Genomic DNA, 24,676 nt, shown 5'->3' with positions numbered 1-24,676 from the left:
GTCTCAGAGCACGAGGCTGACGATCAGGAGGACGACAGCAGGCAGGAACCCGACCAGCAGGACGACTCCGAGCCCATCTCGGCGTACCCAGCCGAACACTGTCGCCACCACGGCGACCACCAGGCTGAACACCAGGGTGCCCCCGCCCACGGCGTTGGTGGCCCACGTCAGGCCGACAGCCACCGCCAGGAGGTGGCCGATGGGGTGCGGGCGGGGCCTGCCGCCCATGGTGAGAGCCAGTGCGGCCAGCACGAGGGCCACCCCGATGAACCAGACGTAGTGGCCGACGACCTCGTCCCACAGGTGGGACGTCGGGCCGGGGTCGGTGTTCCCGATCGAGTTGGCGGCGAGGTGGATGCCGTGCCCAGAGGTGTACGCGACGACACCCGCTCCGAAGACGACCCACGCACGCAGCGGAGCCCGAGCGGCCCACATCGTCACCGCAGCGGGCGCCAGCACCAGCCACGGAACGGCCAGGTCCACCCAGTCGGTCCACCGGGTGCCTTCCGGGGCTGGGCCGAGGCCCTCCGGTAGGAGGCCGAGGTGGTGCAGGACCGCGTACGACGTCGCGGTGACGGCCAGTGCCCGAGAGTGCATCCGACGGGCTCAGCCGGCGAGCCCGGCTCCGCCGAGCGGGACGACCGCGATCTCCTCGAAGGTGTTCGAGGTGTCTCCGAAGGAGAGAGCCAGCAGGGAGAAGTGCGTGACCTGCCACTCCATCCCGACGAAGGCGGCGGTGTCGAGCTCGAGACGTTCCCGAAGTGGCACGTCGTCCCCGACCTCGATGGTGGCGACGGGGAACTGGGCGTGGAAGATCCGCCGGTCGAGGAAGAAGCGCTGGCTCTGCGCCACCGCGAGGACCCTGCGGAAGATCGTGCGGAGGCCGTCGACGTCGCCGTCGAGCTCGGCGGTGATCGTGGGTCGTGGAGCCGTGATGTCCAGGACGAGGCCGCTCACGTGGACGACCGGCGCCGGCCAGTCCCAGGCATCCACGCCGAGAGCGAGACCCAGCGTCTCGGTGTCGTCGTTGCTGACGTTGCCGAAGCGCGTGAGCCGCACGAACGCCTGCTCAGCGGGGACCACGGACGGCACGACTTCAGGGGGTGGTGAGGGCGCCTGCTTGGTGGAGCCGCGAGCGAGGCGCTGGAAGAGGCCGGTCGGCTGTTCTTCGACGACCTCGACTGGGGCGAGTCGAAGGTTCTGTGCCGCGGCGAACGCTTCGGCGTACACCTCCGGAGGAGGGACGATGGCGGACTGCAGCTGCATCTGTCACCTCACTGTCGCGAATCGGAACGGTCAATCCACTCTAGGACCACACGGGTGTTGACCGTGGGACCTGCCCCATGCGCGCAGATGCCGTCCGGGGCGCCGTTCGCGGGTAACTTGCGGGGAGTGTCCGACAAACGCCGCCGCCGTACGTTCGCAGTGATCAGCCACCCCGATGCCGGGAAGTCCACGATCACCGAAGCGCTGGCCCTCCACGCTCGGGTGATCACCGAGGCCGGAGCAGTGCACGGCAAGGGTGGGCGCCGGGCGACCGTCTCGGACTGGATGGACATGGAGAAGGCGCGCGGCATCTCGATCACGTCGGCCGCCCTGCAGTTCGTCTACCGCGACCACGTGATCAACCTGGTCGACACCCCGGGTCACAGTGACTTCTCCGAGGACACCTATCGGGTGCTGTCGGCCGTGGACTCCGCCGTGATGCTGGTCGACGCGGGCAAGGGGCTCGAGCCGCAGACGCTGAAGCTGTTCAAGGTCTGCGCCCTGCGAGGGATCCCGGTCATCACGGTGATCAACAAGTGGGACCGGCCGGGACTCGCGGCCCTCGAGCTGATGGACCTCATCGAGCAGCAGATCAAGCTGCGCCCCACCCCGCTGACCTGGCCGGTCGGCGAGGCCGGCGACTTCCGCGGTGTGCTGGACCGGCGTACGGGCGAGTTCGTGAAGTACACCCGCACGGCCGGCGGAGCCACGCGTGCTCCCGAGATCCGGATGCCTGCCTCCGAGGTGGAGGACACCGACGCCGACGTGTGGGCCGCTGCAGTGGAGGAGCACGAGCTCCTCTCGGCCGACGACGCCGACCACGACCAGGAGCGCTTCCTGGCGGGGGAGACGACCCCGGTCATGTTCGCCAGCGCGCTGCAGAACTTCGGGGTCGCGCAGCTGCTCGACCTGCTGCTCGACCTCGCTCCGCCGCCCGGCACGGTCCTCGGGGTGGACGGCACGCCGCGCGACGTCGACGACGACTTCAGCGCCTTCGTCTTCAAGGTGCAGTCCGGGATGAACGCCTCGCACCGCGACCGACTCGCCTATGCCCGCATCGTGTCCGGCGACTTCGAGCGCGGCATGGTCGTGACGCACGCCGCCACCGGAAAGCCGTTCGCCACGAAGTACGCCCAAGCGGTCTTCGGCCGGGAGGTCTCCTCGATCGAGCGCGCCTATCCCGGCGACATCGTCGGCTTCGTCAACGCGCAGGCGCTGCGCGTGGGAGACACCGTCTACGCCGGGGACCCGATCGAGTTCCCCCCGGTGCCGACCTTCGCCCCGGAGTACTTCATGACGGCCAGCGCCAAGGACATCGGCCGCTACAAGCAGTTCCGCCGAGGCATCGAACAGCTCGACCAGGAAGGCGTGGTCCAGGTGCTGCGCTCCGATCTCCGCGGAGACCAGAGCCCGGTGCTCGCTGCTGTCGGTCCCATGCAGTTCGAGGTCGTCGAGGAACGTATGGCGAACGAGTTCAACTCACCGATCCGGTTGTCCTCGCTGGACTACAAGGTGGCGCGGCGGACCGACGCGGACGGTGCGGCGGCCCTTGCCGGCGCGCGCGGCGTCGAGGTGCTGCAGCGCTCGGACGGCACCCACATCGCGATCTTCACCGACCAGTGGCGGGCGACCGCGACGGCCCGGGACAAGCCGGACGTCATGCTCGAGCCACTCCCGGCCGGCGGTGCCTAGGACCGCGGTCCTGATCTCACGCGGACCTCAGGACGACGAGGCCACGCGTTCGGCCAGCCGCACTGCGGCGTACGCGACGAGGCGCGCGGTGTCAGGCTTGGCGGCAGCCTGCTCCGGCACCAACCCGGCGAGCAGCCCGGCCGGCTGGGTCAGCCAGATCCATGCCTTCCACGGGTCCATGCCCGCGGCCAGCAACGGGCGGAGGACCGGCCCCAGCTCAGGACGGGGTTCCCCCTCGGTGGTCATCTGGAAGGCAGGCACGAGCACGCTGCCCTGATGGTCGACGACGAGCAACCCGTGGAGGGAGGCCGTCTTGTGGATCATGAAGCGCGTGGCGTCAAGGGACGTGCCGCGCAGCGCGGCGAGCGTCTCGTAGGTGAACCACGGCCCCCCGAGCAGGTCCGCTCGCAGTCGGGCCTGCCGAGCGACCGTGAGGAGCGAGACAGGCACGGCGTACGCCGGATCCTCACCCTCGGCGTGCAGCAACGCCTCGAGGGCTTGGAGCTGGTCGCGCGTCATGGGGTCGCCGGTCGCAGGGTCCGTCCACACGGCGACGCCCCGCTGATCGCGCTCGAACGCGGGTAGTCCGGCCTCGGCCAGGTGGTCCGCCAGGCCCAGGCCCTCGAGCCAGGAGGCGATGCGTTCGCCCACGTCACGGGGGTCACCGGCGCGGGCATCCTGAGGGGCGGCACCGGTCGAGGTCATGGGTCCAGCCTGCCCCACGTGCCCCCGCGGCGATCAACACGACCACGTCGGGTACACATTTGCCTGTGACAGCCGACCTGGTCTACCTCGTGGCCGGCGGCAGTCTGCTTCTCGCTGTCGTCCTGCCCGCGGTCCTCAGCCGCTGGGCCGTCAGCGCGCCGATGGTCCTGGTCGCGGTGGGGATGCTGATCGGCCTGACGCCGTTGCCCGACGGCATGCCCTTGGACCCGCAGACCAACCGAGCGGCCATCGAGCACGTGACCGAGCTCGTCGTGCTTGTCGCCCTGATGGGCGTCGGACTGGCACTGGACCGTCCCCTTGAGCTCCGGAACCCCCAGAGCTGGCGACGGTGGGGCGCGACCTGGCGGCTGCTCCTCATCGGGATGCCCCTCACCATCGCTGCGGTGGCCATGCTCGGCTGGGTGGCCGGGCTGGCCCCGGCCGCCGCCATCCTGCTCGGAGCAGCGCTCGCACCCACCGACCCGGTCCTTGCCTCGGACGTCCAGGTCGCGGGACCCCAGACCGGCGACGACCACGAGGTGGACGAGTCCGACGAGCTGCGCTTCACCCTCACCTCGGAGGCGGGCCTCAACGACGGCTTGGCGTTCCCGTTCGTGTACGTCGCCATCCTGCTCGCGACCAAGGGCGCCGTCTCCAACTGGGCGCTGGAGTGGTTGGGCTTCTACCTCGTCGCCAAGATCGTCATCGGGGTGGTCGCCGGCATCGTCGTCGGCCGGATCCTGGCCTACCTCGCGTTCCGCTCCAACACCGAGTCGCTCCGCGTCGCCGAGCGGGGCGAGTCCCTGATGGCGCTGGCTGCGCTGGTCACGGCGTACGGCGCCGGCGAGGTCGTCGGCGGGTATGGATTCCTGTCCGTCTTCGTGTGTGCGATGACCTTCCGCTCGGCCGAGCGGTCACACGACTACCACGCGGCGATGCACGAGGTGATGGAGCGCCTCGAACGCCTGCTGACGCTCTTCGTGCTGCTGGTCCTCGGCGTCGCCGTGACCCGCGGGCTGCTGGAGGCGCTGGACTGGCGCGGTGTCGCCATCGGACTCGCCCTCATCCTCGTCGTCCGTCCCGCTGCGGGCGCCCTCGCGCTCGCCGCCTGGGCGAAGCCGCCGCAGCAGGGGTCCATGGACAGATCCGACCGATGGGCGACCGCCTTCTTCGGCGTCCGGGGCGTCGGCTCGTTGTACTACCTCGCGTATGCGGCAGGTGAGGCGCCGGAGCTGGGGCAGGACTGGTTGTGGTCGACGGTGTCGTTCACGGTGATCGCCTCCGTGTTCATCCACGGAGCGCTGGCCACGCCGGTCATGACCCGGCTGGACGCCAAGCACGAGGTCGAGCAAGAGGCCGACTCCTAGGACCGAGTCGTAGGGTGCAGGACATGCAGACACGCACCCTCGGCAACCACCAGATCGGCGCGATCGGCCTGGGCCTGATGACCTTCGACCAGACCGGCGCACAGCCACGCCAGCAGCTCCTCGACACCATTCGGGCGGCCCTCGACGCAGGCGTCACGCTCTTCGACACCGCCGACGCCTACGGCCCCGGGGACGAGAAGGGTGCCGACGCCCAGGGCGAGAACGAGCGGCTGATCGCCTCCCTGCTCGCCGAGCTCGGCGCCGCCGACCAGGTCGTGCTCGCCACCAAGGGTGGACACGTCCGCACCGAAGGTGGCGGCTGGGACACCGACAGCTCGGCCGACCACCTCCGCGGCGCGGTCGACGCCAGCCTGCAACGGCTCGGGGTCGAGCAGATCGCGCTGTGGCAGCACCACCGGCCCGACGCCAAGGTCCCCTACGACGAGGTCATCAGCACGCTCCGGGAGATCGCCGACTCCGGCAAGGTCGACAAGGTCGGCCTCTCCAACGCCAACCCCGAGCAGATCCGCGCCGCCCACGCCGTGCTGGGCGACGCCCTGGTCAGCGTGCAGAACCAGTTCAGCCCCGCCTTCCGCAGCAGCGCACCGGAGATCGATGTCTGCGAACAGCTGGGCCTGGCGTTCCTGCCCTGGAGCCCGCTCGGCGGCCTCGGAGACGCCAAGGAGCTGGCGGCCAAGCACCCGGCGTTCGCCGAAGTGGCTCAGGCACGCGGGGTCAGCGCCCAGCAGGTGGCCCTGGCGTGGGAGCTCGCCCAGTCCCCGTGCGTCATCCCGATCCCAGGCGCGAAGCGACCCAGCTCGGTGCAGGACTCCGCCGCGGCAGCCGATCTGGAGCTGAGTGCCGAGGAGCTTGCTCGGCTCGACGGCTGAGCGAGCACGGGGACCGCTACGGTCATCCGGTGACTCGTGAGATGTGGGACCTCGAAGCGGCCTCGTTCGACGACGAGCCGGACCACGGCCTGGCCGACCCCGAGGTTCGCTCCGCGTGGCGCGAGCTGCTGCTCGGCGTGCTCCCGCCTGCTCCTGGCCGGGTGGCCGACCTCGGCTGCGGCACAGGCACCCTGGCGCGGTTGCTGGTGGACGAGGGATACACCGTTGCCGGCGTCGACATCTCGCCGGAGATGATCCGCCGTGCCCGGTCCAAGGTCCCGGAGGCTGACTTCAAGGTCGGCGACGCGGCAGCGCCCGGGCTCGAGGCCGGGGCCTACGACGTGGTGCTGTGCCGACACGTGCTGTGGGCCATGTCGGACCCGGTGGCGGCGTTCGCCTCCTGGGTCGAGCTCCTCGCCCCCGCCGGCGTGGTCGTCCTCGTGGAGGGCCGCTGGGGCAACGGTGTGGGTCTGCGTGCCGACGAGGCTGAGGCCATCGTGCGCACCGCCCGGTCGGAGGTCACGGTCCGCCATCTGCCGGAGGACGTCTTCTGGGGCAAGACCATCGACGACGAGAGATACCTGCTGACCAGCCGGCGCTGAGCAAGCGGCGGTGTGAGGACAGCGGTGCCCCAGGGTCAGTCCGTGGCACCACAGGGACGCCACCGTGTGGGCGTGGTCAGGCACCCGGCGAGTGGGTGAGTGCTCACATTCCGAAGGTTCCTGCTGTCCACGGACGCGATTCACAGCAGCATCGTTCGGAAACCGTCTGGCGGAACGCGCGTCTCCCGCTTGGTTGACGACGCGACGGATCCCCCCTACATGGGAAGCTGGGACCTCCCGGACGACAGCGGAGACGACGGGCAAGACCTAGCCGCAGCTGATCGTTCGACACGTCTTGCTACCGTCCGATTTGTGCCTGAGACCACTCGCCTGATCGGCGTCTACGACGCCAAGGGGAGCCTGCTCGGCGAGGTGGCCTACCTCTGGGGCAAGGTGCGCGGCACCCGTCACTGCGCGCTGTGCGACCTCACCCACAACCGCGTCCGACGCCGACCGGAGTGGGACCAGCTGGTCGCACGGCTGGATGTGCCCATGGACCTGCTGCACCTCGACGAGCTGCCGGTCGATGTCGCCGACGCGGTGGCCGCTCACGGCACGCCGGTGGTGTTCGCCCGGACCTCGGAGGGCCTGCAACCCGTGGTGCTTCCTGCTGAGCTCGACGGCCTCAGTGGTTCGGTCGAACGGCTGGGCGACCTCCTCCGCGCGCACCTGAGCGGCAGGCCCGCATGAGCGACGGCCTGGCCAGCACCGGCTGGGCGACCGCCGCCTGGGGGCGACTCACGAACGCGCGGCCTCCGGCGAAGTGAACTTACGTCAAGTCACTTCGCCGAAGGTGGCTCGCCCTCACCACCAGCGTGCCTCACACGTGACCGCTGAGCTGGGCGAGCCGGCCGGCGAGGGCGTCGACCATCTCGCCTGCCCTCCTGGCCGAGATGGCGGCCTTGCGGTCACCGCCCTGGCTGGACACCGGGAGCACGTCGATCGAGAGCTTGGCACCGCCAGCCAGCGCCCGGAGCTCGTCCACCTTGTCGCCGAAGGGGGACCCGCTGCCCGGTGAGTAGTAGCGCAGGACGTCGTCCAGCTCGTCGGCGTACAGGTCGACCTTGGTCACCGCGATGACCAGCCAGACCGGCTTGTCGCGGCGGACGGCCATCGAGGCGATCCGGTGCGAGGTGATGGCCCAGTCCTCGAGCTCGGCGGCCAGTTGTTCCTGGCGGGTCGCCGTCGCGGCACCGGTGGTCCCGCCCGTACGCCGGCCGGTGGCGTGGCCGTTGGCGACGACGTGGATCACCCCGTCGACAGGCTCGTCGTGGAACACCTCGTCGAGGGCACCGAGCCGGGTGGCGGCGTTGTCGCCCGGGACGACCAGGAAGCGGAAGCCGTGCAGCCGCGCCGAGCGCCGGGTGCGACGCTCCATCACCGCGGAGCCCACCTCGGCGACGCTGTCGCTCGAGGAGCGGCGCGCGAGGCGGTCGGCCAGCTGGGTCTTGCCGACACCGGTCATGCCGGTGACCGCGACGGTGGGGTAGCGGTGACGGAAGAGACGACCCACCCGCTCGGGCGCAGCGGCCAGCCCGGTCAGCACCGTGCCGGCGATGGTGGCGCCCAGGGCCGTACGACCCGACGTGGGCAGGACGGATCGGATGCGGGTGACTGATCGTGACACGGGGGCCTCCTCGGCGGCGCCGGATTTTTGAGGTGCCGACTTCTGAGGGTGGACCCGTCGGTCCGTGTCCACCCACTGACGAGAAGCCTATGACCCCGGGGGAGCGCTGGTCCGACGTCGTAGGGTCGCGGCATGCCTCGCACAGCACTCGTCCTCGGTGGCGGCGGCCTGACCGGCATCGGCTGGGAGGCCGGGATCATCAAGGGGTTGGCCGACGAGGGTGTCGACCTGTCCACGGCCGACGTCGTCGTCGGGACGTCGGCCGGGTCGGTCGTGGGCGCCCTGCTCACCACGCGCCCGGTGGACCAGGTCTACGAGGAGCAGGTCCAGCCGCCGAGCCGCGAGCTGGGCGCCCCGGACTACCGCCGCAGCATGATGCTGCCGCTGGTGCCGCGGATGCTCTTCCCGGCGGCCTCGCGCACCAGGCGTCGCCGGCTCGGAGGGGTGGCGCTGCGGGCTCATCCCCCTGGCGGCCTCGAGCGGGTCGAGGTGATCCGGTCGCGGATCGGCGTGGACGAGTGGCCCGACCGCGACCTGCGGATCACGGCCGTCAACGCGGAGACGGGGGAGTTCGTCACCTTCACCCGCGACAGCGGCGTCGACCTCGTGCACGCGGTGGCTGCCAGCTGCGCCGTACCCATCGTGTGGCCAGCGGTGTCCATCGACGACACGCCCTACATCGACGGCGGGATGCGCTCCACCACCAACGCCGACGTGGCCAGCGATGCCGAGGACGTCGTGGTGGTCCTCGCGCCCCTGCCCCACGCGGTCAGCCGCAGCACCCGCATCTCCACCCAGCTCGGACGCTGCCGCGCCGAGCGGCACGTGGTGGTCACTCCCGACAAGCGGTCACTGGCGTCCTTCGGGTCCAACGTCCTCGATCCTGCGCGTCGACCGGACGCGGCCCGAGAAGGACGACGCCAGGCCGGAGACGTCCTCGAGGAGATCCGCGCGGCCTGGACCGCGGTGGCGCGCTAGGAGGAACCTTCCGCCCGCGTCGGCCTTCCCGGGACCCCTCACGCCACCGCACACTCAGGTCAAGGAGTGGACGAGGGAGGCGCGATGACCACCATGGTCGGGATGGACACCGAGCTGGTGACCGACCTCGCGCACGGCCTGCTCGCCGACGCCGACCGGATGGATGGTGTCGCCCGTCAGCTGCGAGGCGTGGTCGGCGAGCTGTCGAGCCGCGCCTGGTGGGGTCGCGACTGCGTCGAGTTCTCCCAGACCTGGCAGCAGGCCCACGACCCGGCCCTCGTCGCGCTCGCCACCAAGCTGCGCGAGCTCGGCCAACAGGCCCTCGTCGAGGTCGCCGAGCAGGAGCGCGCAAGCGGGGTCACGACCACCACCTCGGGCAGCCTGCTGAGCGCCCTGCCCAGCACGCTGACGGGCACCCCGCCGACCACCCCGGCTGTCGGTGTCCCCACGGCGACCACGCCGCTCGGGACGCCCACGCCGGTCGGGACCCTCGCACCCGGCAACCGTGCGGACCGGGACCTGCTCGAGCTGGCGACGGCCGTCTACCCCGACGGCCGGCTGGCCGATGCGGCCAGCCGCTACCGCGAGCTCACGGCCGACGAGCTGCGCCAGCTCGGGGTCACGGAGCGCATGCTCGTCGACGAACGCACCGGCTTCGCGGCGCGCATCTATCGCGCCGAGGACGGCCGCACCGTGCTCTCGTTCCGCGGCTCCGACGGGATCGACCTCAAGGACTTCGGCGGCACCAACATCCCCAACGGGCTCAACCTCCCCTCGCCCCAGGGCGGGCAGGCCATCGCCCTGGCCCAGCGCGTGGCCGCTGGGGTCGGCGCGGGCAACCTGACCTTCACGGGTCACTCCCTCGGCGGGCACCTCGCGGCAGCCGGGGCCGTGGCGACCGGCGCTCGAGCCGTCACCTTCAACTCGGCGAGACTCGGCGACGCCGACTTCGCCCGGGCCCTCATCGCGAGCGGCCGCGACGGCAACGTGCCGGGCGTGATCGCCAAGCTGAGGACGGCCCAGACCCTGCCGCTGAGCCCCCTGGCCTTCCTCTACGACCCGCACGCGGCCGTCCGCCGCGAGATCAACGCGTCCGGGCAGATCCGCAACTACTCGACGACCGGCGAGCCACTCAACGTCGTGCAGTGGCTGCGGCTCGGTCCTCGTCCGCTGGGTGAGCAGGTGACGATGACCGACCCCGCGCCGGGCCTATTGAAGCGACACGGTCCCGTCGGTCTGCTGGAGACCTACGACAACACCTTCCGCCGCGCGAGCGGTGGCCGCTGAGTCAGCCTGAGCGCCGCGCCCGCAGCACGTGGTCGGAGTGGTGGTGTGCCCCCGGGCCCTCCGGAGCGGTCCGGCCGCGTTCCTCGACCACGTCGATGTCCCACCCGTCGCGGTCGGTGAGGGCGGCGACGAGGTCCTCGTGCCGGACGTAGTCGTCCGGGTCGAAGCCGTGCTCGCGCGCGCGGTCCCGATCGACGTGGGCATGGTGGACCGCGAGCAGCAGCCCGCCCCGAGCAACGCACGCCAGCAGCGTCTCGATGATCGTCCCGTCGCCACGCAGCAGCGCGGGGTAGAAGACGCTGACGAGGTCGTACGTCGATGCGTCCTCCAAATTCTCCAGGTCCTCCAGCCCGATGGGCCGCCAGTCCACCGCGAGGTCGGCCGCTGCGGCCGCCCGCGCGGCCCGGTCGAGTGCCTTGGCGGAGACGTCGATGGCGGTGACCTGCCAGCCTCGTTCGGCCAGCCAGATGGCGTCCGCGCCCTCGCCCGCACCGACGTCCAGCGCCGTACCGGGCTCGAGGTTGCTCGCCTCCACCACGAGCTGCTCGTTGGCATGCCCGCTCCACAGCTGGTCGTCGCCGTAGCGCTCGTCCCAGTCCTGGCTGTGCGGGTTTTCGTGCTCGCTCATCTGACCTCCTGACCGAAGTGTGCACCAGACGCCAGCCCTCCCATAGGGGGTGATCGCGTCAGGGAAGGGTCCGTAGGTTGGAGGACATGGACTTTAGATACCTCGGCAACAGCGGGCTCAAGATCTCGGAGATCACGTATGGCAACTGGCTGACCCACGGGTCGCAGGTGGAGAACGACATGGCCGCCCAGTGTGTGCGCGCGGCCCTCGACGAGGGGATCTCGACGTTCGACACCGCCGACGTCTACGCCAACACGTTGGCCGAGACCGTGCTCGGCGAGGCGCTCAAGGGTGAGCGACGCGAGTCGCTCGAGATCTTCACCAAGGTCTACTGGCCGACCGGGCCCGGTGGGAAGAACGACACCGGCCTCTCGCGCAAGCACATCATGGAGTCGATCAACGGCTCGTTGCAGCGACTCCAGACCGACTATGTCGACCTCTACCAGGCTCACCGCTTCGACACGGAGACGCCGCTCGAGGAGACGATGCAGGCGTTCGCCGACGTCGTTCGCCAAGGCAAGGCGCTCTACATCGGGGTCTCGGAGTGGACTGCCGAGCAGATCCGCTCGGGCGTCGAGCTCGCGCGTGAGCTCAACGTGCAGCTCATCTCCAGCCAGCCGCAGTACTCCATGCTCTGGCGCGTGATCGAGGACGAGGTCGTGCGGACCAGCGCGGAGCTCGGTGTCTCGCAGATCGTCTGGAGCCCCATCGCCCAGGGCGTGCTGTCCGGCAAGTACGTCCCCGGCCAGCCGCTCCCCGAGGGCTCGCGGGCCACGGACGAGAAGGGCGGTGCCGACATGATCAAGCGCTTCATGCGCGATGACGTCCTGACCCAGGTCCAGAAGCTCAAGCCGATCGCGGACGATGCCGGCCTGACGATGGCTCAGCTGGCGATCGCCTGGGTGCTGCAGAACGACAACGTCGCCTCCGCCCTGGTGGGCGCCTCGCGCCCCGAGCAGGTCACCGAGAACGTCAAGGCAGCCGGTGTGAAGCTCGACGCCGACGCGCTCGCCGCAATCGATTCCGCCCTGGGCGAGGTCATCGAGCGCGACCCCGGCAAGACGAAGGAGACGTCCCCTCAGGCGCGGGTCGCCTGAGGGGCGCCGCAGGCCCCGCCACCAACAAAGCACTCCCGCCCCCATCAGTGGGACGGGAGTGCGCGTGGAGGCGTTACCCGGCTCAGGCGGTGCTGGACGGGCGGGTGCCGGCGATCGCCGTACGGAAGAGCTTGCGGTGCCGGTCCGTGAGGTCGAGGTCGCGCGCAGCCCGCTGCATCGCCTTCGTCAACCGGGGACCGATCTCGATGAGCTCGGGCGAGGCGGGCGAGCCGTCATCGGGCATCAGTTCGGCTGCCTCACGTGCCAGCACGACGGCCTCGCCGAGCGCGTCGGGGTAGGGACGGGCGAGCAGCTCGATGAGCCACGGTTTGTTCGCCGTCGTAGCCTCGGGGTCGTAGACGAGAGCGCCCATCACTGCGGTGATGGCCGAGAGCTCGTCGAAAGGGTTGTCGACGTTGTAGTCAAAGATGCTCGGTCGAACCTGGTTCTGCAGCTTGATCGTCTGCCGAGCGTTCTCGAAGACATCGTCCGGGGTGTCCTCGATCTCCCGGATGCGCCACAGCCAGTAGAGCTGCTCGTCCACCCGCCTCTTGCGCTCGTCGTAGTTGCCGAAGCTGGGGGGCACGAAGAGCCCAGTCACGAGCTGGCGATAGATGTCGCCGGCGACGGGGAGCTCTCCCTGCCCGCTCCTGCCCGCAGCGAGGAGTCGTGACAAGGCGTTGGCCAAATGGTTGCGAACGTCCACCGTTCTCTTGGGTGGGGCTTGGGCCACCCCGTCGCTGGGCATCGCGGCCCCGGACGAGAATCCGTCGGTGAAGATTTGGCGTCTGATGGCTGCCGCCGGCACCGTCTTGACGTATTCGGCGTAGCGCTCGCCCAGTGCGGCATTGCGGTCGATCTCGGACAGCAGGTGATCGCGCAGCGAGGGCGTGAAGGAGTCCTTTCCGGCGATGCCCTTGATCCTGCGGCGTACGGTCACCAGGCTCCTGAGGTTGGCCGCGACCTGGAATTGGAGGGCCTCCTTCAACTTGACCGATGACTCACCGGGGCCGGCCATGATGCGTTCGAAGTCCCCTCTCTCGCGGTACGCCTGCTTGTACTGATCGAAGGTGATCCCGAACATGTCCAGGCTGAGGCCGAAGTAGTTCCGTACGTCCCAACGTGCCATCCATTCGTGCTCGTCGATGAACCCCTGCGCATGCTCGGCGACTTCGCCCACCCGCGCGTAGGACTCACTGGCCTCGGCGCCCCCCTCGACGACCCCGAGCTCGGGCGCCTCGTCGAGGGTCGAGACAAACGCGCTGTCGGCGGCGCGGTACTTGCTGGGCGGGTCGTCCACCGCCAACGCCTCGGTCCGGGCCGCCACTCGCGCGACCGCGCGTTGGTAGCGCTCGAGATCGCTCAGGTATGCCGCCGCCGCGGCGTCCGCGGCAGGTCCCACCGACGAGTCAGGCTCCGCGCTCGACGGGGATCCGCTCGGTGATGCGTTCGGGCTCTCGCCGGTCCCGCCGTCGTCGGTAGTGCAGCCACCCGCAGTCAGGGCCAGCACGAGCAGGGCCGCGCTCCATCGTCCAGTCATCGGATCCCCCGTGGTCGCTCTCGAGTCGTGCGAGGGGCCGAGTCAACCACGGGGGCCGGTCAGCTCAACCTCCGGCGACGAGGTCGTCGATCTGGTTGATCGCCGACGTGGCGCCCTCGACGACACCCATGTCGAGCACCTTCTTAAGGCCCTCGGCCGACTCGTAGGTCGCGAGGTAGGTGGCGCGTGTCTTGCCGTCGTGGTCGGCAAACGTGTAGACGGCGTGCGAGAGCGGCATCTCGGGCACGGGGTTGAACTCCTGGTCGGCGAAGCCGTCGTCGAAGGTGAACTCCGTCGGCTCGGTGACGCCGGTGATGTCCCAGAAGCCGGCGTACTTCTCGCCCTCGGGACTCGTCATGAAGTACGTCGAACGCGACCCGGGCGTCAGGGAGTGGTCGACGAACGTGGCGGGGTAGAGCGGCGGACCCCAGACGCGCTCGAGCTGGCGCGCGTCGGCGTACACCTCCCAGATGCGCTCGACAGGGGCGGCGAACTCGGCCTCGATGGTGAGGGTCAGGTTGTCCAGGTCGTGCGTGACGTCGGTGACGGGCATGTCAGTCGTTCCTCTCGGTGGGGTTGGGCTCAGGGTCAGGAATGGCGATCAGGTCGTCGATGCGGGCGATGCGTCCGCGCCAGACGGTCTCCAGCTCGGTGAGCATCGAGCCCACCGAGCGGACGGCCTCGACGTCGCCGCTGGCCAGTGCCTCGCGACCGCTGCGTCGCTTGGTGATCAGGCCGGCGCGCTCCAGGACGGCCACGTGCTTCTGCACCGCCGCGAAGCTCATGTCGTAGGACGCGGCGAGCGTCGAGACCGAGTGCTCCCCGGCAAGCACCCGACGCAGGATGTCGCGTCTGGTGCGGTCGGCGAGCGCGTGGAACATGGCGTCTGCCTTGTCCTCGCTGTCGGTCATGAGACAAACATACAACCAACTGGTTGTATGTTGTCAAGTCTTCTCTCCTCTTGGGTGGGTTTTCGGTGAGGTCGACCCCCGTAACGTGAGGAGAGACCGCGACGCCAGGAGAGCTCCTCATGAAACCGACCGTGACTCGTACCTTCACGACGACCGCAGCACCCGAGGCCGTCTTCGACTATCTCGCCGACTTCACCAACGCGGAGGAGTGGGACCCCGGCACCGTGTCGTGCGAGCGCACGTACGGCGGCGGGGAGGTGGGCACCATCTATCGCAACGTCTCGTCGTTCATGGGACGCGAGACCCAGATCGCCTACAGCACCGCCGAGCTCGAGCGCCCCACCCGCATCCACTTCACCGGCCACAACGAGCAGTTCGACGGCCACGACGTGCTGGGGATCCGCGCGCACGGCCAGGGCTCGGAGGTCACCTACACCGCCGAGTTCGCCTTCAACGGGGTCGCGCGCCTCGCCGTACCCCTCGTCAAGGCGTATCTCCCCCGTCTGGCGAACAAGACCGTCGACCAGCTCAAGACCTGCCTCGACCGGCTCCCCAGTTCAGCGTGACCCCCTACCAACACGGCCGCCGCCCGCCGCTGGTGGCGCGAGCGCTCGACACGGCGATGGACCGGTCGATGGTGCTCGGCTACACCACGATCGGCCTGCGCGTGCGCCGTGCCCTGCCCGGGTGGCCCGCCGACCCGTCGGCGGACGCTCTCGAGGGCAAGGACGTGCTCGTCACCGGCGCCAGCTCCGGCCTCGGGGTCGCGACCGTCGAGGCACTGGCCGCCCTCGGTGCGACCGTGCACCTCGTGGTGCGCGACGAGGCCAAGGGCGAACGCGTGCGTGCCGAGATCGCGCAGCGGAGGCCGGACGCCCAGCTGCGGGTCTGGCGGTGCGACGTGGGCGACCTCGACGACGTACGCCGCTTTGCTGGCGTGATCGGCGACGAGCTGTCGACGATCCACGCGGTCATCCACAACGCCGGGGTGATGCCCCCCGAGCGCACCGAGTCGGCCCAGGGCCACGAGCTGAGCATGGCCGTGCACCTGGTCGGCCCGGTGGTCATGACCGAGGCGCTGCGCCCGCAGCTCGCCGGGGGACGAGTCGTGCTGGTGAGCAGCGGCGGCCTCTACGGCCAGGTGCTTCGCGCCGACGACCCCGGATTCCTGGATGGCGACTACTCACCCACGACGGCCTACGCACGGTCCAAGCGGATGCAGGTCGAGATGCTGCCCATCCTGGCCGACCGGTGGTCGCTCGACGGCATCCACCTGTCGGCCATGCACCCCGGGTGGGCGGACACCCCGGGTGTGCAGGACTCGCTCCCTCGCTTCCGGGCGATCACCCGACCGGTGCTGCGTGACGACGCCCAGGGCGCCGACACCAGCGTCTGGCTCGTCGCAGTGGAGCCGGTCCCGCCGGCCGGCCTGTTCTGGCACGACCGGCGCGCGCGTCCGATCAACCTTCTGCCCACCACCCGGGTCGGCCAGGACGGGCGGAGCGCCGCCTGGGCCTGGTTGACCCGGAGCACCGACCTCGACGCGGGCTCGTAGGTCGGACTTGGCCTGGGCCGGACGACGTCCGCCGTGGTCGAATCGCGGACGTACACGCCCGCTGCTGTCGCTCCACCATGGGATGTTCGTCAATGGGCACTTCCTGTGGTCAATTGACCCAGGGAAGTGCCTATTCACCTACATCCCATGGTGAACAGTCAGGTCGGTGAGCCTCAGAAGCCGGTGATGAAGCCGAGGTCCTGAGGGGCGAGCCCGGGGAAGACCTGGGCAGTGGAGGCGTTGAGCCGCCGGGTGACGACCTCGTTGAGCACGCTGCGGTAGTCGGTGGTGACCAGCAGGTCGGCGTCCGAGGTGTTCGTCAGGCCCGGCCAGTTGCCGTAGTAGCCACCCTTGACCCCGGCGCCCATCACGAACATCACGTTGCCGTGTCCGTGGTCGAGACCCTGGTTGGCGTTCTCGACGACCCGGCGCCCGAACTCGCTGATGGTCACCAACGTGACCTTGTCGGCCAGTGGGCCGAGGTCGGCGAAGAAGGCGCCGACCGAGCCGGCGAAGGCGTCGGCCATCCGCTTGAGGTTCCCGTTGTCGGGCTGCCCGATCCACGTGTGGTGGTCCCAGGAGCCGTGGTCGACGGTGATGATCTCCGCTCCCACGTCGGCGCGGATGGTCCGAGCGCACGCGTGCAGGGCCCGGCCGAGGTCGTTGCTCGGGTAGACCGTTCCGTTGGCCGGGGTGGTCGAGCTGGCCCGGACCGGGGCGAAGTCAGCGACCACGTCCAGCGCGGTGTCGACGCCGGTCGCCAGCTCGCCGCTGGACTCGCTCCACGCGGACAGCAGCGCCGCCCTGCGTGCTGCCTCCGAGGCAGCGTCGGAGGCGCCGGCGAGGCTGACCCCGTCCACTCCGGTGGTGACCAGGACCGGTTGGGGCCCGACCATGGCGGCGTTCGGGACCCCGCCGCCCAGCTGGATCGCCTCGATCGGCGAGCCGGGGCCGTCGCGGCCGACGAGTCGGTTGAGCCACCCGACCCGCTCGGGAGAACCAGGATCGGCGTCCTCGACCTCCTCCATCGCCGCGAAGTGCGACCGGTTGGCCACCGGCAGACCGGTCGCATGGATCGCCGCGATCTTGTTGCCGGCCCACAGGGGCATGAGCGGGGCGAGCGACGGGTGCAGCCCGAACATTCCGTCCTTGGCCAGCAACCGGTCACTGGGGACGTTGATCGAGGGCCGCGCCTGGTAGTAGACGGGGTCGGCGTGCGGGACGACCAGGCTGAGGCCGTCGGCAGCACCACGCATGGAGAGCACGACCAGCACCCGCTCGGCCGGCGTTGCGGCGTACGCCGTCTGCACCAGCGTCGACCCGTGCGCGACCGTCAGCGCGGCGGCGCCACCGAGGGCGAGGGAGCCGCGCAGGAAGCCGCGCCTCGAGGTGCGCAGGTAGTCCTCGCAACAGGGCAGTTGTTCGATCATCATCAGCTCCGAGTCAGCGGTGAAGGTGGTCGGGGCTGTCGAGCAGCGTCGTCAGCAGCATCGGCATCTTCCAGCCCACGATGGGGTGCGTGGCGGTGATGGCGGCGTCCGCCGTGGTCTGGGTGGCCTGGCAGGCAGCCTGCACCAGGCGTGCCGGGGCAGGTGTCCCGAGCAGCTGTCTGCACAGGTGGTCGACCAGCGCGTCGAAGCGCATGCCGGGGGTCGGCACCCAGTCGATCGGGGCGCGGTAGACGACGTCCTGCTTCGGCCACCAACGTCCGGACACCTGGTAGTGGAACTGGAACGAGGCCAGCACACGCGTGGCGGACGACCAGGAACGGTTGTCCTGCGGCTGGCCGTCGGGGCGGCCCCAGCTGAAGGGCGACTGCCCGATCGAGTCGGCCTGCCAGAGGATCGCGTTGGCCGCGGACGAGCTCGCCGTCGGGCGGACGACCTGGGCGCCGAGCGCGCGGTATGTCGCCACGACGTCATCGGTGGGCGTGCGGACCTTGAGGCGGGCGGCCGAGCGGAAGTCCGGGTGAGCCACGAGTGCGCGGAGCACGGGGTCGATCGCGGTCCCGCTGGCGAGGTAGACCTGGGCGAGCTCGGCGACGAGCTGCTCGGACGGCTGGTCGGAGACGAAGCGGACGGCCAGCTTGCGGGCGATCCGGGCTGCCGTCAGGGGGTGGTGGGCCAGGTAGGTGAGGTAGGCCTCCGCCACCGGGCGACCGTCGGGGACCGAGTTGGCGTGCGCGAAGCCCATGACCTGGACCGGCCCGATCCAGTGGCTTGTCTCGTTGTACGTCGCGTTCCACGTGCGCCACATGTCCACCCGATATCCGGTGAGGATGCGCGCGGAGGACTTCACGTCGTCCTCGGTGAAGTTGCCGCGACCGACGGTGTGCAGCTCGAGGAGCTCGCGTCCGAGGTTCTCGTTGGGGGCCCGCTTGGTCGAGGACGCGTTGTCCAGCGAGATGCCCATGGCGGGGTGGGTGATGGCGGCGACCAGCATCTGGTCGAAGCGACCCAGCGCGTGGCTGCGGAGCAGCTTCCCGTAGGCGGCGCGGTAGGTCCACACGCCGTCGTCATGGACCGGGACGTGCAGGTGGTTCTCCCAGAACTCGGTCATCACCTCGAGGACCTGGCGCTGCGAGGAGATCCGACGGAGCAGGCACCAGCGCGCGTAGTTGGCCATGGCCGACCAGCCGCCCTCGATCCCGTCCTTGTCGCGCTGCGCGATGGTGGTGTGGTCGGCGTCGATCGAGACCCACCACCCCTGCATGGCGTCCGTGTCGGTGTCCGCGACCGAGGCGGGGTCGAGCTGCCGCTCGAACCACGCGTCGGGGCTGCCGGCCTCGCGCATCGACTGGTGCAGGCCGGGGGTCACGCCGTAGGAGAAACGGTTGCCCAGGTGGAGGGACCACGCGGTGGGCAGGGGGGAGGCGACGAAGTCCGGGTCGTCGCCGGGCACGGGGGGCGGTGGGGACGGGTCCGGACTGGTCGGGGTGGGCGTCGGCGTCGCCACTGGTGTCGGCGTCGGCGTCGGGGCGGGCGCAGGTGTCTGGGTCGTCGGGCGCTTGTGGTGCCGGTGCTTGCACCTGTGCTTGTGCCGGCACGTGTGCTTGCGGTGCTTCTCGCACCGGTGCTTGTGCTGGCACACCTTGGCGTGCTTGGGACCCCATGCAGCCTCAGCGGCGTCGGCGGGGCTGCCGGCCAGGAGAGGAGCGGCGCCCACCGCGGCCGCCAGTCCGGCAGCAGCCCGCCACGACAGGCCGCGCCGGGAGAACAGCCCCGGGGACGCGTCGAGGTCCGTCGAGGCCTCGACGGGCTGTGCAGGGATCAGGCGATGTGGCACGGACACGCTCTCCGAGAGGACGATTGAGGACCGGCTGACAGCGCGGTCGGTGCCCGTCCGTCAAGAGGTTCTTGCCAGCATGGCAGTCAACGACCGAACGCGTCGACGAATGCGCAAGGTTGTCCAGTCCAGTCGGGACCCGTGCGGGCAAGCGGTGTCGTAGTGTCGGCGAGGTGGACACGAACCCCACCGACGAGTGGCCAGACCCCGACCGCAGTGACGACGAGGAGTGTCCGCCGTCGATCTTCCCCGGCGCCGGACACCGCGTCGACGAGGACGAACGACAGGCCGCACTCGAGGCCGAGCCGGCCGGCAACGCCGAGATCGGCGACATGGTCGACACCGACGAGATCGACTCCCGAGCGCACGACCGGCCCGAGGAGACCTGAGGGTGGTGGACGACTGGCAGCGCATCGCGCTGGGCGACGCTGTCATCACCGGCCTCGAGCGTGGGCACTACGACACGGCGGTGATGTACGGCCACCTCGCCGGGGGACCCTTCGTGGCCTCCGTCGACCCCGAGAGCGGAGTGAAGGTCCTCGAGGTTGTCGGCTCGGACCCGGTGTCGTTCGCCGCCGTCTCGGAGCAGATCCAGCTGGCGATCGACGGGCCGCCGCCGCTCCACCTGCTCGAAAATCGCCACCCCGACTGGCCAGGGGGCCCGCAGGAGGCGTTCATGGTCTGCGACGACGCGGACACCAGCGACCTCGTCCGGCTGTGGCCGGTCTGCGGTGACGAGGACTCGTATCTCGTCACGCTTGACCAGGACGGCCGGCTGAGGGTCGTCGACGTCGCGTGCGGCGAGTTCCCCGACGACCCCGGCCTGTGGGCGGCGGAGGACGACCCGCGGTCGGCGTCGCTGCTGGTAGGACAGGGTGCCGTCTCGGTGTACGTCGCAGGTCTGCTCAGAGGCGACGGGCAGGAGCCGGGCCATCAGCTCTGGGTCGGCGACCCGGACGACGGCTGGATCCGCGCCGACCTGGAACCGGCACCCGACGCCTTCACTGACATCTACTCAGGGATGTACGGGGCTGTCGCGGGCCACCGTGGCGGTCTGCCGCTCCTCTTCGACGACTACGGCACCCCCCTGGAGACCCCGGAAGTGCCCCTGCAACCCGACCACCCCATGGTCTGCGTCCTGAAGCCCGGAACCCCCGCTTCGAGTTCCAGAGCTTCCGCCACCCAGGTCGTGCTGGCTCTCCAGAGTGCCGAGGCCGGACCCCAGCTGTGGACCGGCGGGGGAGGGCGCCCCTGGACCGTCGAGCCGCTTCCCAGGGGACGACTCACGGCTGCCCGCGCGACGGGCGACGGCAAATACCTCTGGGTGGTCGTCGACTGGCAGGCCTGGTGCAGCCACCGCTGACCTGTGTCGCTCCGACTCGGGTCCCGGCCTCAGTCGGTCGCGCAGTCGGCCAGGATCGCGGCCAGCTCGGTCGGCCTGGTGAACATCGGCCAGTGTCCGGAGTCGATGTCCACATAGTCCACGCGGCTCGCCTTCGCGAGCTCCGGGATGTCGCCGGCCGCGACCCACTCCTGGGCGTCGGCCGGGGAGTACTCAGGACACACCATCGTGACCGGGACGTCGTAGCGACGCTCGTCGCTGAGCCGGATCACGCCCTGTGTCACAGCGGCTGGTACGGCGATCGCGCCGGCCGCGACGTCGGCCTTGAGCTCGGCCGACATGTCGTCGGAGTCCGGTCCCTCGAAGGGCTCCCACCCGGGGAAGGGCACCACCCCGTCGACGGGTTCGAAGAAGCCGAAGTAGGTCTTGCCGTCGGCGCTGGGCATCCCGCCGACCAGGGCCAGTGCGGCCACCTTGTCCGGCCGCGCGTCCCCAGCCACCCAAGCGAGCACACACGCCGCGGAGTGACCGACCACGACGACCGGGCCGTCGGCGTCGTCGACGGCCACCAGCACCGCCGCCACCTGGTCGTCGTAGCTGGCCGTGACGTCGCCGTCGCCCTGACCGGGGAGGGTCAGCGGGACCGGCCGGTGGCCGAGCTTCTCCAGCTCCGGCACCACGAGGTCCCATGCCGATCCGTCGAGCCACATGCCTGCGATGAGCACGATGTCCATGTCGTTCCTCCAGAAGTCTCGAGTGGTGATGAAGTCACCGTAGGTCTGGTTCCGGACGGTCTGCTTCCGGATCGAACCGGGCGGATGTGAGAGTGGGTCCATGCGAGAGACGAGCCCCACCGCGCGGGCGCTGCGCACGTTGGACATCCTGCAGAGCCGGCCGGGCTGCACGGCCGACGAGCTCGGAGAGCGTCTCGGGGTCAGCGAACGCGCGGCCCGCCGCTACGTCGCCATCCTGCGCGAGGCGGGGATCCCGGTCGAGTCGGTGCGAGGGCCGTACGGCGGCTACCGGCTCGGCCGCGGGCTGCGGCTGCCTCCGCTCGTGTTCAGCGCCACCGAGGCGCTCGGTCTGGTGATGGCGGTCCTGGACGGCCGGCATGCGGCCGCCGACAACGACGACCCCGTGGGTTCGGCCCTGGGGAAGATCATCCGCGCTCTGCCCCGCAACGTCGGGGGCCAGGCCGCGACGATGCGCGAGCACGCCCGCGCCGTACCGGATCGATGGTCGCGTCCCGACCCCGTCCTGACGAGTGCACTCGTCGAGGCCGTGGCGGCCCAGCGGCAGGTGCGCATCGGCTATCGCAGCGCCGCCGGGCACAGCCACGCCTTCGAGGTCGACCCGTGGTCGGTCGTCGTGCGCTATGGACGGTGGTACCTCTTGTGCTTCGCCCACCACGCCGACGCCGTCCGGACCTATCGCATCGACCGGGTGACGGCAGTGGGCGACGGCACGCGGACCTTCGAGGCACCCGAGGGGCTCGATCCGGTTGCGGTGCTGGAGGAGAACCTCGCGTCCGGGTGGGCCCACGAGGCGCGGGTCGTCATCCACGCGCCGATGGCCGACGTTGCGCCGTACCTGCGCCCCACGATGGGTCGCCTCGAGGCCCTCGACGAGCAGCGCTGCGTGGTGACGGGCAGCACGAGCAACCCGCAGATGTATGCCGGGGAGTGGCTGGCGGGCCTGCCGTTCGAGATCACCGTGGAGGGCGGGCCGGAGCTCCGCGCGGCCGTGGCCGAGGTGGCTGCCAGGATGGCGCGCGCGGCTGCCCCGTAGTCCCTCGGGGTGACCCGATGCTGGACTTCGGGGCCTCGCCGCCCTTACCTTGTAAACTGGCTGTTGTTCGAGCCGTCACCGTTGCCCCGGACCCCGGTAACCCAGTGGGATTCCGGAGTGCCATGACAACGCCAAGGACAGAGCGTCTGCCCCACCTCCCCGAGTGGCGGCGCGCCACCGTGTCGGGCGTGGGCGCCCAGTCGGGGGAAGCAGCCACCGATGCGGTCGACGAGTCGCTCCCGCCCGACGCCTTGCTGTCGCTGTTGAAGCAGGCAGCCGAGGGTGACGAAGCGGCGTTCTCTGCGGTGTATGACGCCACGTGCGCTCGGGCCTATGGCCTGGGACTGCGCCTCGTCCACGACCCTGTCCAGGCGGCAGAGTATGTCCAGGAGGCCTATCTTCACTTGTGGATGCACGCGGCATGCTTCAAGTCCGCGGACAGCAGCCCGATCTCGTGGATCCTGATGAACGTTCACCAGTGCATCGTGCGCCGAGCCAGGTCGATGGCGGCGCCCCTTGCGTCTGGTGGTCCCAGTGTCCAGACAGCTGACGGTGCGGCCTGCGGGCTGGTCGACGACCCCCCGAACCAGCGCCAGGCCGTCGAGCTGGCCTACTTCGGGGGATATACCCACACCGAGGTCGAGGAACTCACCGATCTGCCTGCCGGGACTGCGCGCCTGCGGATGCGCGACGGGCTTCTGGAGCTCCGTGACCCCGGGGGAACGATGGCTGGCTGAGGGATGCCGTGATGGTCGGCTCAGCGATTCCCAGCGTGGAGTTCCATCGCCCGCAGGACCGCGCTCGCCGCGCCCTTGAGGGTGGATCGCCCTTGTCCGTGGCCGGCATCGGGGACAGGGTGGCGGCATGAGCAACCACAACGAAGGTGACTTCGGCCAGAGCGACCGCGACGCGGCGGAGCGGGCGACCGCCGAGATCAACCTCGAGGAGCCGAGCGCGACCGACGACGTGCCCTGGAGCCCGCCGGACCGCCAGCCCCGCGGCGCAGAGATGGCCGAGGTCGAGGACGAGACGCTCAGCATGCGCATCATGCAGGAGGAGTCCGACCCGATCGCGACGATCGAGTACGGCGCCGAGCCGACGCCCGCGAGCGACGACCCCGACGCCATCGACCCTGACGACGACGTGCTGGGCGACGTGGACGCGGAACGCGTCAACCTCGACGACGAGGGCGGCCCGGAGGCCGCCGCGATGCACCTGGAGTAGTGAGCCCCTGGGTGATCGGGATCAGCGCGCGACCTTCCACGTGAAGTACGGCGACTCGATCGGACCCATCAGCCGGACCCAGGCGAGCATCAGCGCCTCGGTGCCTCGCGCGGTCGTGATGTCACCGACGTCGATGACGTCCTGGTGACCGAGTGCCACGAGCAGTGACATCACTTGCGCCTTGGCGGCGTCGTCGTTGCCGGAGACGAAGGTCGTGAAGTCGCCGCCGTTGATCACCGTCGGGTCGACCATCGCTTCGGCAGTCATCGTGTTCAGCGACTTCACCACCCGAAGCGACGGGAACTCGCGCTGGATCTGTTCGCCGAGCGAGTCGTCGTTGCCGACGAACAGGACGGGCAGCTCGCCGGTCAGGTCCAGTGGGTTGGCGACGTCGAGCAGCACCGTGTCGTCGGCGATCGCGGCGGACCAGATGCCGGCGATCGCGCCGCGCCCGTGGAGAGCGTTGACGACGAGGTCGGCGTCCTGGCACGCCTCGGCGTAGGTGGCGACGACGACCTGCCCGTGGATCGCCGACCCCTCACCGAAGTCATCGGTTGCCATCTTTGCCCGGCCTTCGGCGGGATCGCGGCTGCCGATGACCACCTCGTGGCCCAACCCCAGCAAGCCGGCGCTGACGGCCCGCCCGACCATGCCCGTGCCCAGAACTGCAAACTTCACGAGTGCTCCTTGACCTCGGCGAGTCGGCGGTGGAGCCGCTCGCGGACTTCGTCGGGCGAGTAGGCCCGCCGCTCACGCTCGTGGCGCGCGATGGCAGCACCGGTCACGACCGTGCCGACGATGCCGGCCAGGCCGAGCAGCTTCCACAACGCGAACCTCTTCGCCATGGGTCGGAGCATAGGGCGTCTCGAGGCGCTCACCCGCCGGGACGAGG

Annotated in this window: 28 protein-coding genes; 15 read left to right on the top strand and 13 right to left on the bottom strand. The window is 70.2% G+C overall.

Translation table 11 applies throughout. The features are described from left to right. Positions 1–3: 3 nt before the first annotated feature. A complete protein-coding gene (locus tag VNJ48_RS19925; RefSeq protein ID WP_325605384.1) occupies positions 4–597 on the bottom strand; it encodes a hypothetical protein in 594 nt (197 codons plus the stop codon). A gap of 9 nt (positions 598–606) precedes the next feature. Continuing rightward, positions 607–1,266, bottom strand: a complete 660-nt coding sequence (locus tag VNJ48_RS19920) for a hypothetical protein (protein ID WP_325605382.1) — start codon at positions 1,264–1,266, stop codon at positions 607–609. A 126-nt stretch (positions 1,267–1,392) separates the two neighbouring features. On the opposite strand from VNJ48_RS19920, the gene VNJ48_RS19915 reads away from it, so the two are divergent. Further along, complete coding sequence (locus VNJ48_RS19915) at positions 1,393–2,958, top strand: peptide chain release factor 3 (protein WP_325605380.1); 1,566 nt, start codon at positions 1,393–1,395, stop codon at positions 2,956–2,958. A 27-nt stretch (positions 2,959–2,985) separates the two neighbouring features. Here the strand turns inward: VNJ48_RS19915 and VNJ48_RS19910 are convergent, their stop codons facing one another. Continuing rightward, the gene (locus VNJ48_RS19910; protein ID WP_325605378.1) at positions 2,986–3,663 is read right to left on the bottom strand and encodes a hypothetical protein; all 678 of its coding nucleotides are present in this window, start codon (positions 3,661–3,663) and stop codon (positions 2,986–2,988) included. Between the two features lie 65 nt (positions 3,664–3,728). Between VNJ48_RS19910 and VNJ48_RS19905 the strand changes: the two genes are divergently transcribed. The 4 genes from VNJ48_RS19905 (at position 3,729) to VNJ48_RS19890 (ending at position 7,212) form a co-directional block, all read left to right on the top strand. Next, entirely contained in the window at positions 3,729–5,030 is a 1,302-nt protein-coding gene (locus VNJ48_RS19905; protein WP_325605376.1) for a cation:proton antiporter, read from the top strand. Between the two features lie 23 nt (positions 5,031–5,053). Further along, entirely contained in the window at positions 5,054–5,920 is an 867-nt protein-coding gene (locus tag VNJ48_RS19900; protein ID WP_325605374.1) for an aldo/keto reductase, read from the top strand. 29 nt (positions 5,921–5,949) lie between these two features. Continuing rightward, positions 5,950–6,522, top strand: coding sequence for a class I SAM-dependent methyltransferase (locus VNJ48_RS19895; RefSeq protein WP_325605372.1), 573 nt, complete (start codon positions 5,950–5,952; stop codon positions 6,520–6,522). Positions 6,523–6,834: 312 nt separating this feature from the next. After that, positions 6,835–7,212: a hypothetical protein gene (locus VNJ48_RS19890; RefSeq protein WP_325605370.1), complete on the top strand. Its 378-nt coding sequence runs from the start codon at positions 6,835–6,837 to the stop codon at positions 7,210–7,212. A 130-nt stretch (positions 7,213–7,342) separates the two neighbouring features. On the opposite strand, the gene VNJ48_RS19885 is transcribed toward VNJ48_RS19890, so the two are convergent. Further along, positions 7,343–8,149 (bottom strand): GTPase domain-containing protein, encoded by an 807-nt coding sequence (locus tag VNJ48_RS19885; protein ID WP_325605368.1) that lies wholly within the window; start codon positions 8,147–8,149, stop codon positions 7,343–7,345. Positions 8,150–8,281: 132 nt separating this feature from the next. Between VNJ48_RS19885 and VNJ48_RS19880 the strand changes: the two genes are divergently transcribed. Next, positions 8,282–9,127: a patatin-like phospholipase family protein gene (locus VNJ48_RS19880; protein ID WP_325605365.1), complete on the top strand. Its 846-nt coding sequence runs from the start codon at positions 8,282–8,284 to the stop codon at positions 9,125–9,127. Between the two features lie 84 nt (positions 9,128–9,211). Further along, positions 9,212–10,414 carry a hypothetical protein gene (locus tag VNJ48_RS19875; protein ID WP_325605363.1) on the top strand — a complete coding sequence of 401 codons (1,203 nt, stop codon included), beginning with the start codon at positions 9,212–9,214 and terminating at the stop codon, positions 10,412–10,414. 1 nt (position 10,415) lies between these two features. Here VNJ48_RS19875 and VNJ48_RS19870 read toward each other — a convergent pair whose 3' ends face one another. After that, complete coding sequence (locus VNJ48_RS19870; protein ID WP_325605361.1) at positions 10,416–11,042, bottom strand: class I SAM-dependent methyltransferase; 627 nt, start codon at positions 11,040–11,042, stop codon at positions 10,416–10,418. 86 nt (positions 11,043–11,128) lie between these two features. Between VNJ48_RS19870 and VNJ48_RS19865 the strand changes: the two genes are divergently transcribed. Continuing rightward, positions 11,129–12,139 (top strand): aldo/keto reductase family protein, encoded by a 1,011-nt coding sequence (locus tag VNJ48_RS19865; protein ID WP_325605359.1) that lies wholly within the window; start codon positions 11,129–11,131, stop codon positions 12,137–12,139. 82 nt (positions 12,140–12,221) lie between these two features. Here the strand turns inward: VNJ48_RS19865 and VNJ48_RS19860 are convergent, their stop codons facing one another. The 3 genes from VNJ48_RS19860 to VNJ48_RS19850 form a co-directional block, all read right to left on the bottom strand. Then, positions 12,222–13,679: a hypothetical protein gene (locus VNJ48_RS19860; RefSeq protein WP_325605357.1), complete on the bottom strand. Its 1,458-nt coding sequence runs from the start codon at positions 13,677–13,679 to the stop codon at positions 12,222–12,224. A 64-nt stretch (positions 13,680–13,743) separates the two neighbouring features. Continuing rightward, positions 13,744–14,232: an SRPBCC domain-containing protein gene (locus tag VNJ48_RS19855; protein ID WP_325605356.1), complete on the bottom strand. Its 489-nt coding sequence runs from the start codon at positions 14,230–14,232 to the stop codon at positions 13,744–13,746. Between the two features lies 1 nt (position 14,233). Next, on the bottom strand, positions 14,234–14,590 hold the full coding sequence (locus tag VNJ48_RS19850; protein WP_325605354.1) for a metalloregulator ArsR/SmtB family transcription factor: 357 nt from the start codon (positions 14,588–14,590) through the stop codon (positions 14,234–14,236). A gap of 119 nt (positions 14,591–14,709) precedes the next feature. Between VNJ48_RS19850 and VNJ48_RS19845 the strand changes: the two genes are divergently transcribed. Both VNJ48_RS19845 and VNJ48_RS19840 read left to right on the top strand, forming a co-directional pair. Next, complete coding sequence (locus VNJ48_RS19845) at positions 14,710–15,156, top strand: SRPBCC family protein (protein WP_325605352.1); 447 nt, start codon at positions 14,710–14,712, stop codon at positions 15,154–15,156. Further along, entirely contained in the window at positions 15,153–16,145 is a 993-nt protein-coding gene (locus VNJ48_RS19840; RefSeq protein WP_325605350.1) for an SDR family NAD(P)-dependent oxidoreductase, read from the top strand. The genes VNJ48_RS19845 and VNJ48_RS19840 overlap by 4 nt, the downstream gene beginning before the upstream one ends. A 173-nt stretch (positions 16,146–16,318) precedes the next feature. Here VNJ48_RS19840 and VNJ48_RS19835 read toward each other — a convergent pair whose 3' ends face one another. Continuing rightward, positions 16,319–17,578, bottom strand: a complete 1,260-nt coding sequence (locus VNJ48_RS19835; protein WP_325605348.1) for a DUF1501 domain-containing protein — start codon at positions 17,576–17,578, stop codon at positions 16,319–16,321. Positions 17,579–17,588: 10 nt separating this feature from the next. Next, positions 17,589–19,430, bottom strand: a complete 1,842-nt coding sequence (locus VNJ48_RS19830) for a DUF1800 domain-containing protein (protein ID WP_325605346.1) — start codon at positions 19,428–19,430, stop codon at positions 17,589–17,591. 173 nt (positions 19,431–19,603) lie between these two features. Between VNJ48_RS19830 and VNJ48_RS19825 the strand changes: the two genes are divergently transcribed. After that, positions 19,604–19,819 (top strand): hypothetical protein, encoded by a 216-nt coding sequence (locus tag VNJ48_RS19825; protein WP_325605344.1) that lies wholly within the window; start codon positions 19,604–19,606, stop codon positions 19,817–19,819. Positions 19,820–19,824: 5 nt separating this feature from the next. Further along, a complete protein-coding gene (locus VNJ48_RS19820) occupies positions 19,825–20,793 on the top strand; it encodes a hypothetical protein (protein ID WP_325605342.1) in 969 nt (322 codons plus the stop codon). A 29-nt stretch (positions 20,794–20,822) separates the two neighbouring features. Here VNJ48_RS19820 and VNJ48_RS19815 read toward each other — a convergent pair whose 3' ends face one another. After that, a complete protein-coding gene (locus tag VNJ48_RS19815; protein ID WP_325605340.1) occupies positions 20,823–21,506 on the bottom strand; it encodes an alpha/beta hydrolase in 684 nt (227 codons plus the stop codon). Between the two features lie 100 nt (positions 21,507–21,606). Here VNJ48_RS19815 and VNJ48_RS19810 point away from each other — a divergent pair, with 100 nt between their 5' ends. The 3 genes from VNJ48_RS19810 (at position 21,607) to VNJ48_RS19800 (ending at position 23,784) form a co-directional block, all read left to right on the top strand. Next, positions 21,607–22,560 carry a helix-turn-helix transcriptional regulator gene (locus tag VNJ48_RS19810; RefSeq protein WP_325605338.1) on the top strand — a complete coding sequence of 318 codons (954 nt, stop codon included), beginning with the start codon at positions 21,607–21,609 and terminating at the stop codon, positions 22,558–22,560. A 122-nt stretch (positions 22,561–22,682) separates the two neighbouring features. After that, entirely contained in the window at positions 22,683–23,297 is a 615-nt protein-coding gene (locus tag VNJ48_RS19805; protein ID WP_325605336.1) for a sigma factor, read from the top strand. Between the two features lie 127 nt (positions 23,298–23,424). Continuing rightward, complete coding sequence (locus tag VNJ48_RS19800) at positions 23,425–23,784, top strand: hypothetical protein (protein WP_325605334.1); 360 nt, start codon at positions 23,425–23,427, stop codon at positions 23,782–23,784. A gap of 21 nt (positions 23,785–23,805) precedes the next feature. Here VNJ48_RS19800 and VNJ48_RS19795 read toward each other — a convergent pair whose 3' ends face one another. Then, a complete protein-coding gene (locus VNJ48_RS19795; protein ID WP_325605332.1) occupies positions 23,806–24,462 on the bottom strand; it encodes an NADPH-dependent F420 reductase in 657 nt (218 codons plus the stop codon). Next, positions 24,459–24,629 carry a hypothetical protein gene (locus tag VNJ48_RS19790; RefSeq protein ID WP_325605330.1) on the bottom strand — a complete coding sequence of 57 codons (171 nt, stop codon included), beginning with the start codon at positions 24,627–24,629 and terminating at the stop codon, positions 24,459–24,461. The genes VNJ48_RS19795 and VNJ48_RS19790 overlap by 4 nt, the downstream gene beginning before the upstream one ends. Between the last annotated feature and the right edge of the window lie 47 nt (positions 24,630–24,676).

Origin of the sequence: Nocardioides sp. (assembly GCF_035576065.1) — a bacterium.
GTDB lineage: Bacteria > Actinomycetota > Actinomycetes > Propionibacteriales > Nocardioidaceae > Nocardioides.
Note: the sequence above shows the minus strand (reverse complement) of the source record. Positions and strands in the feature narration are given on the sequence as shown.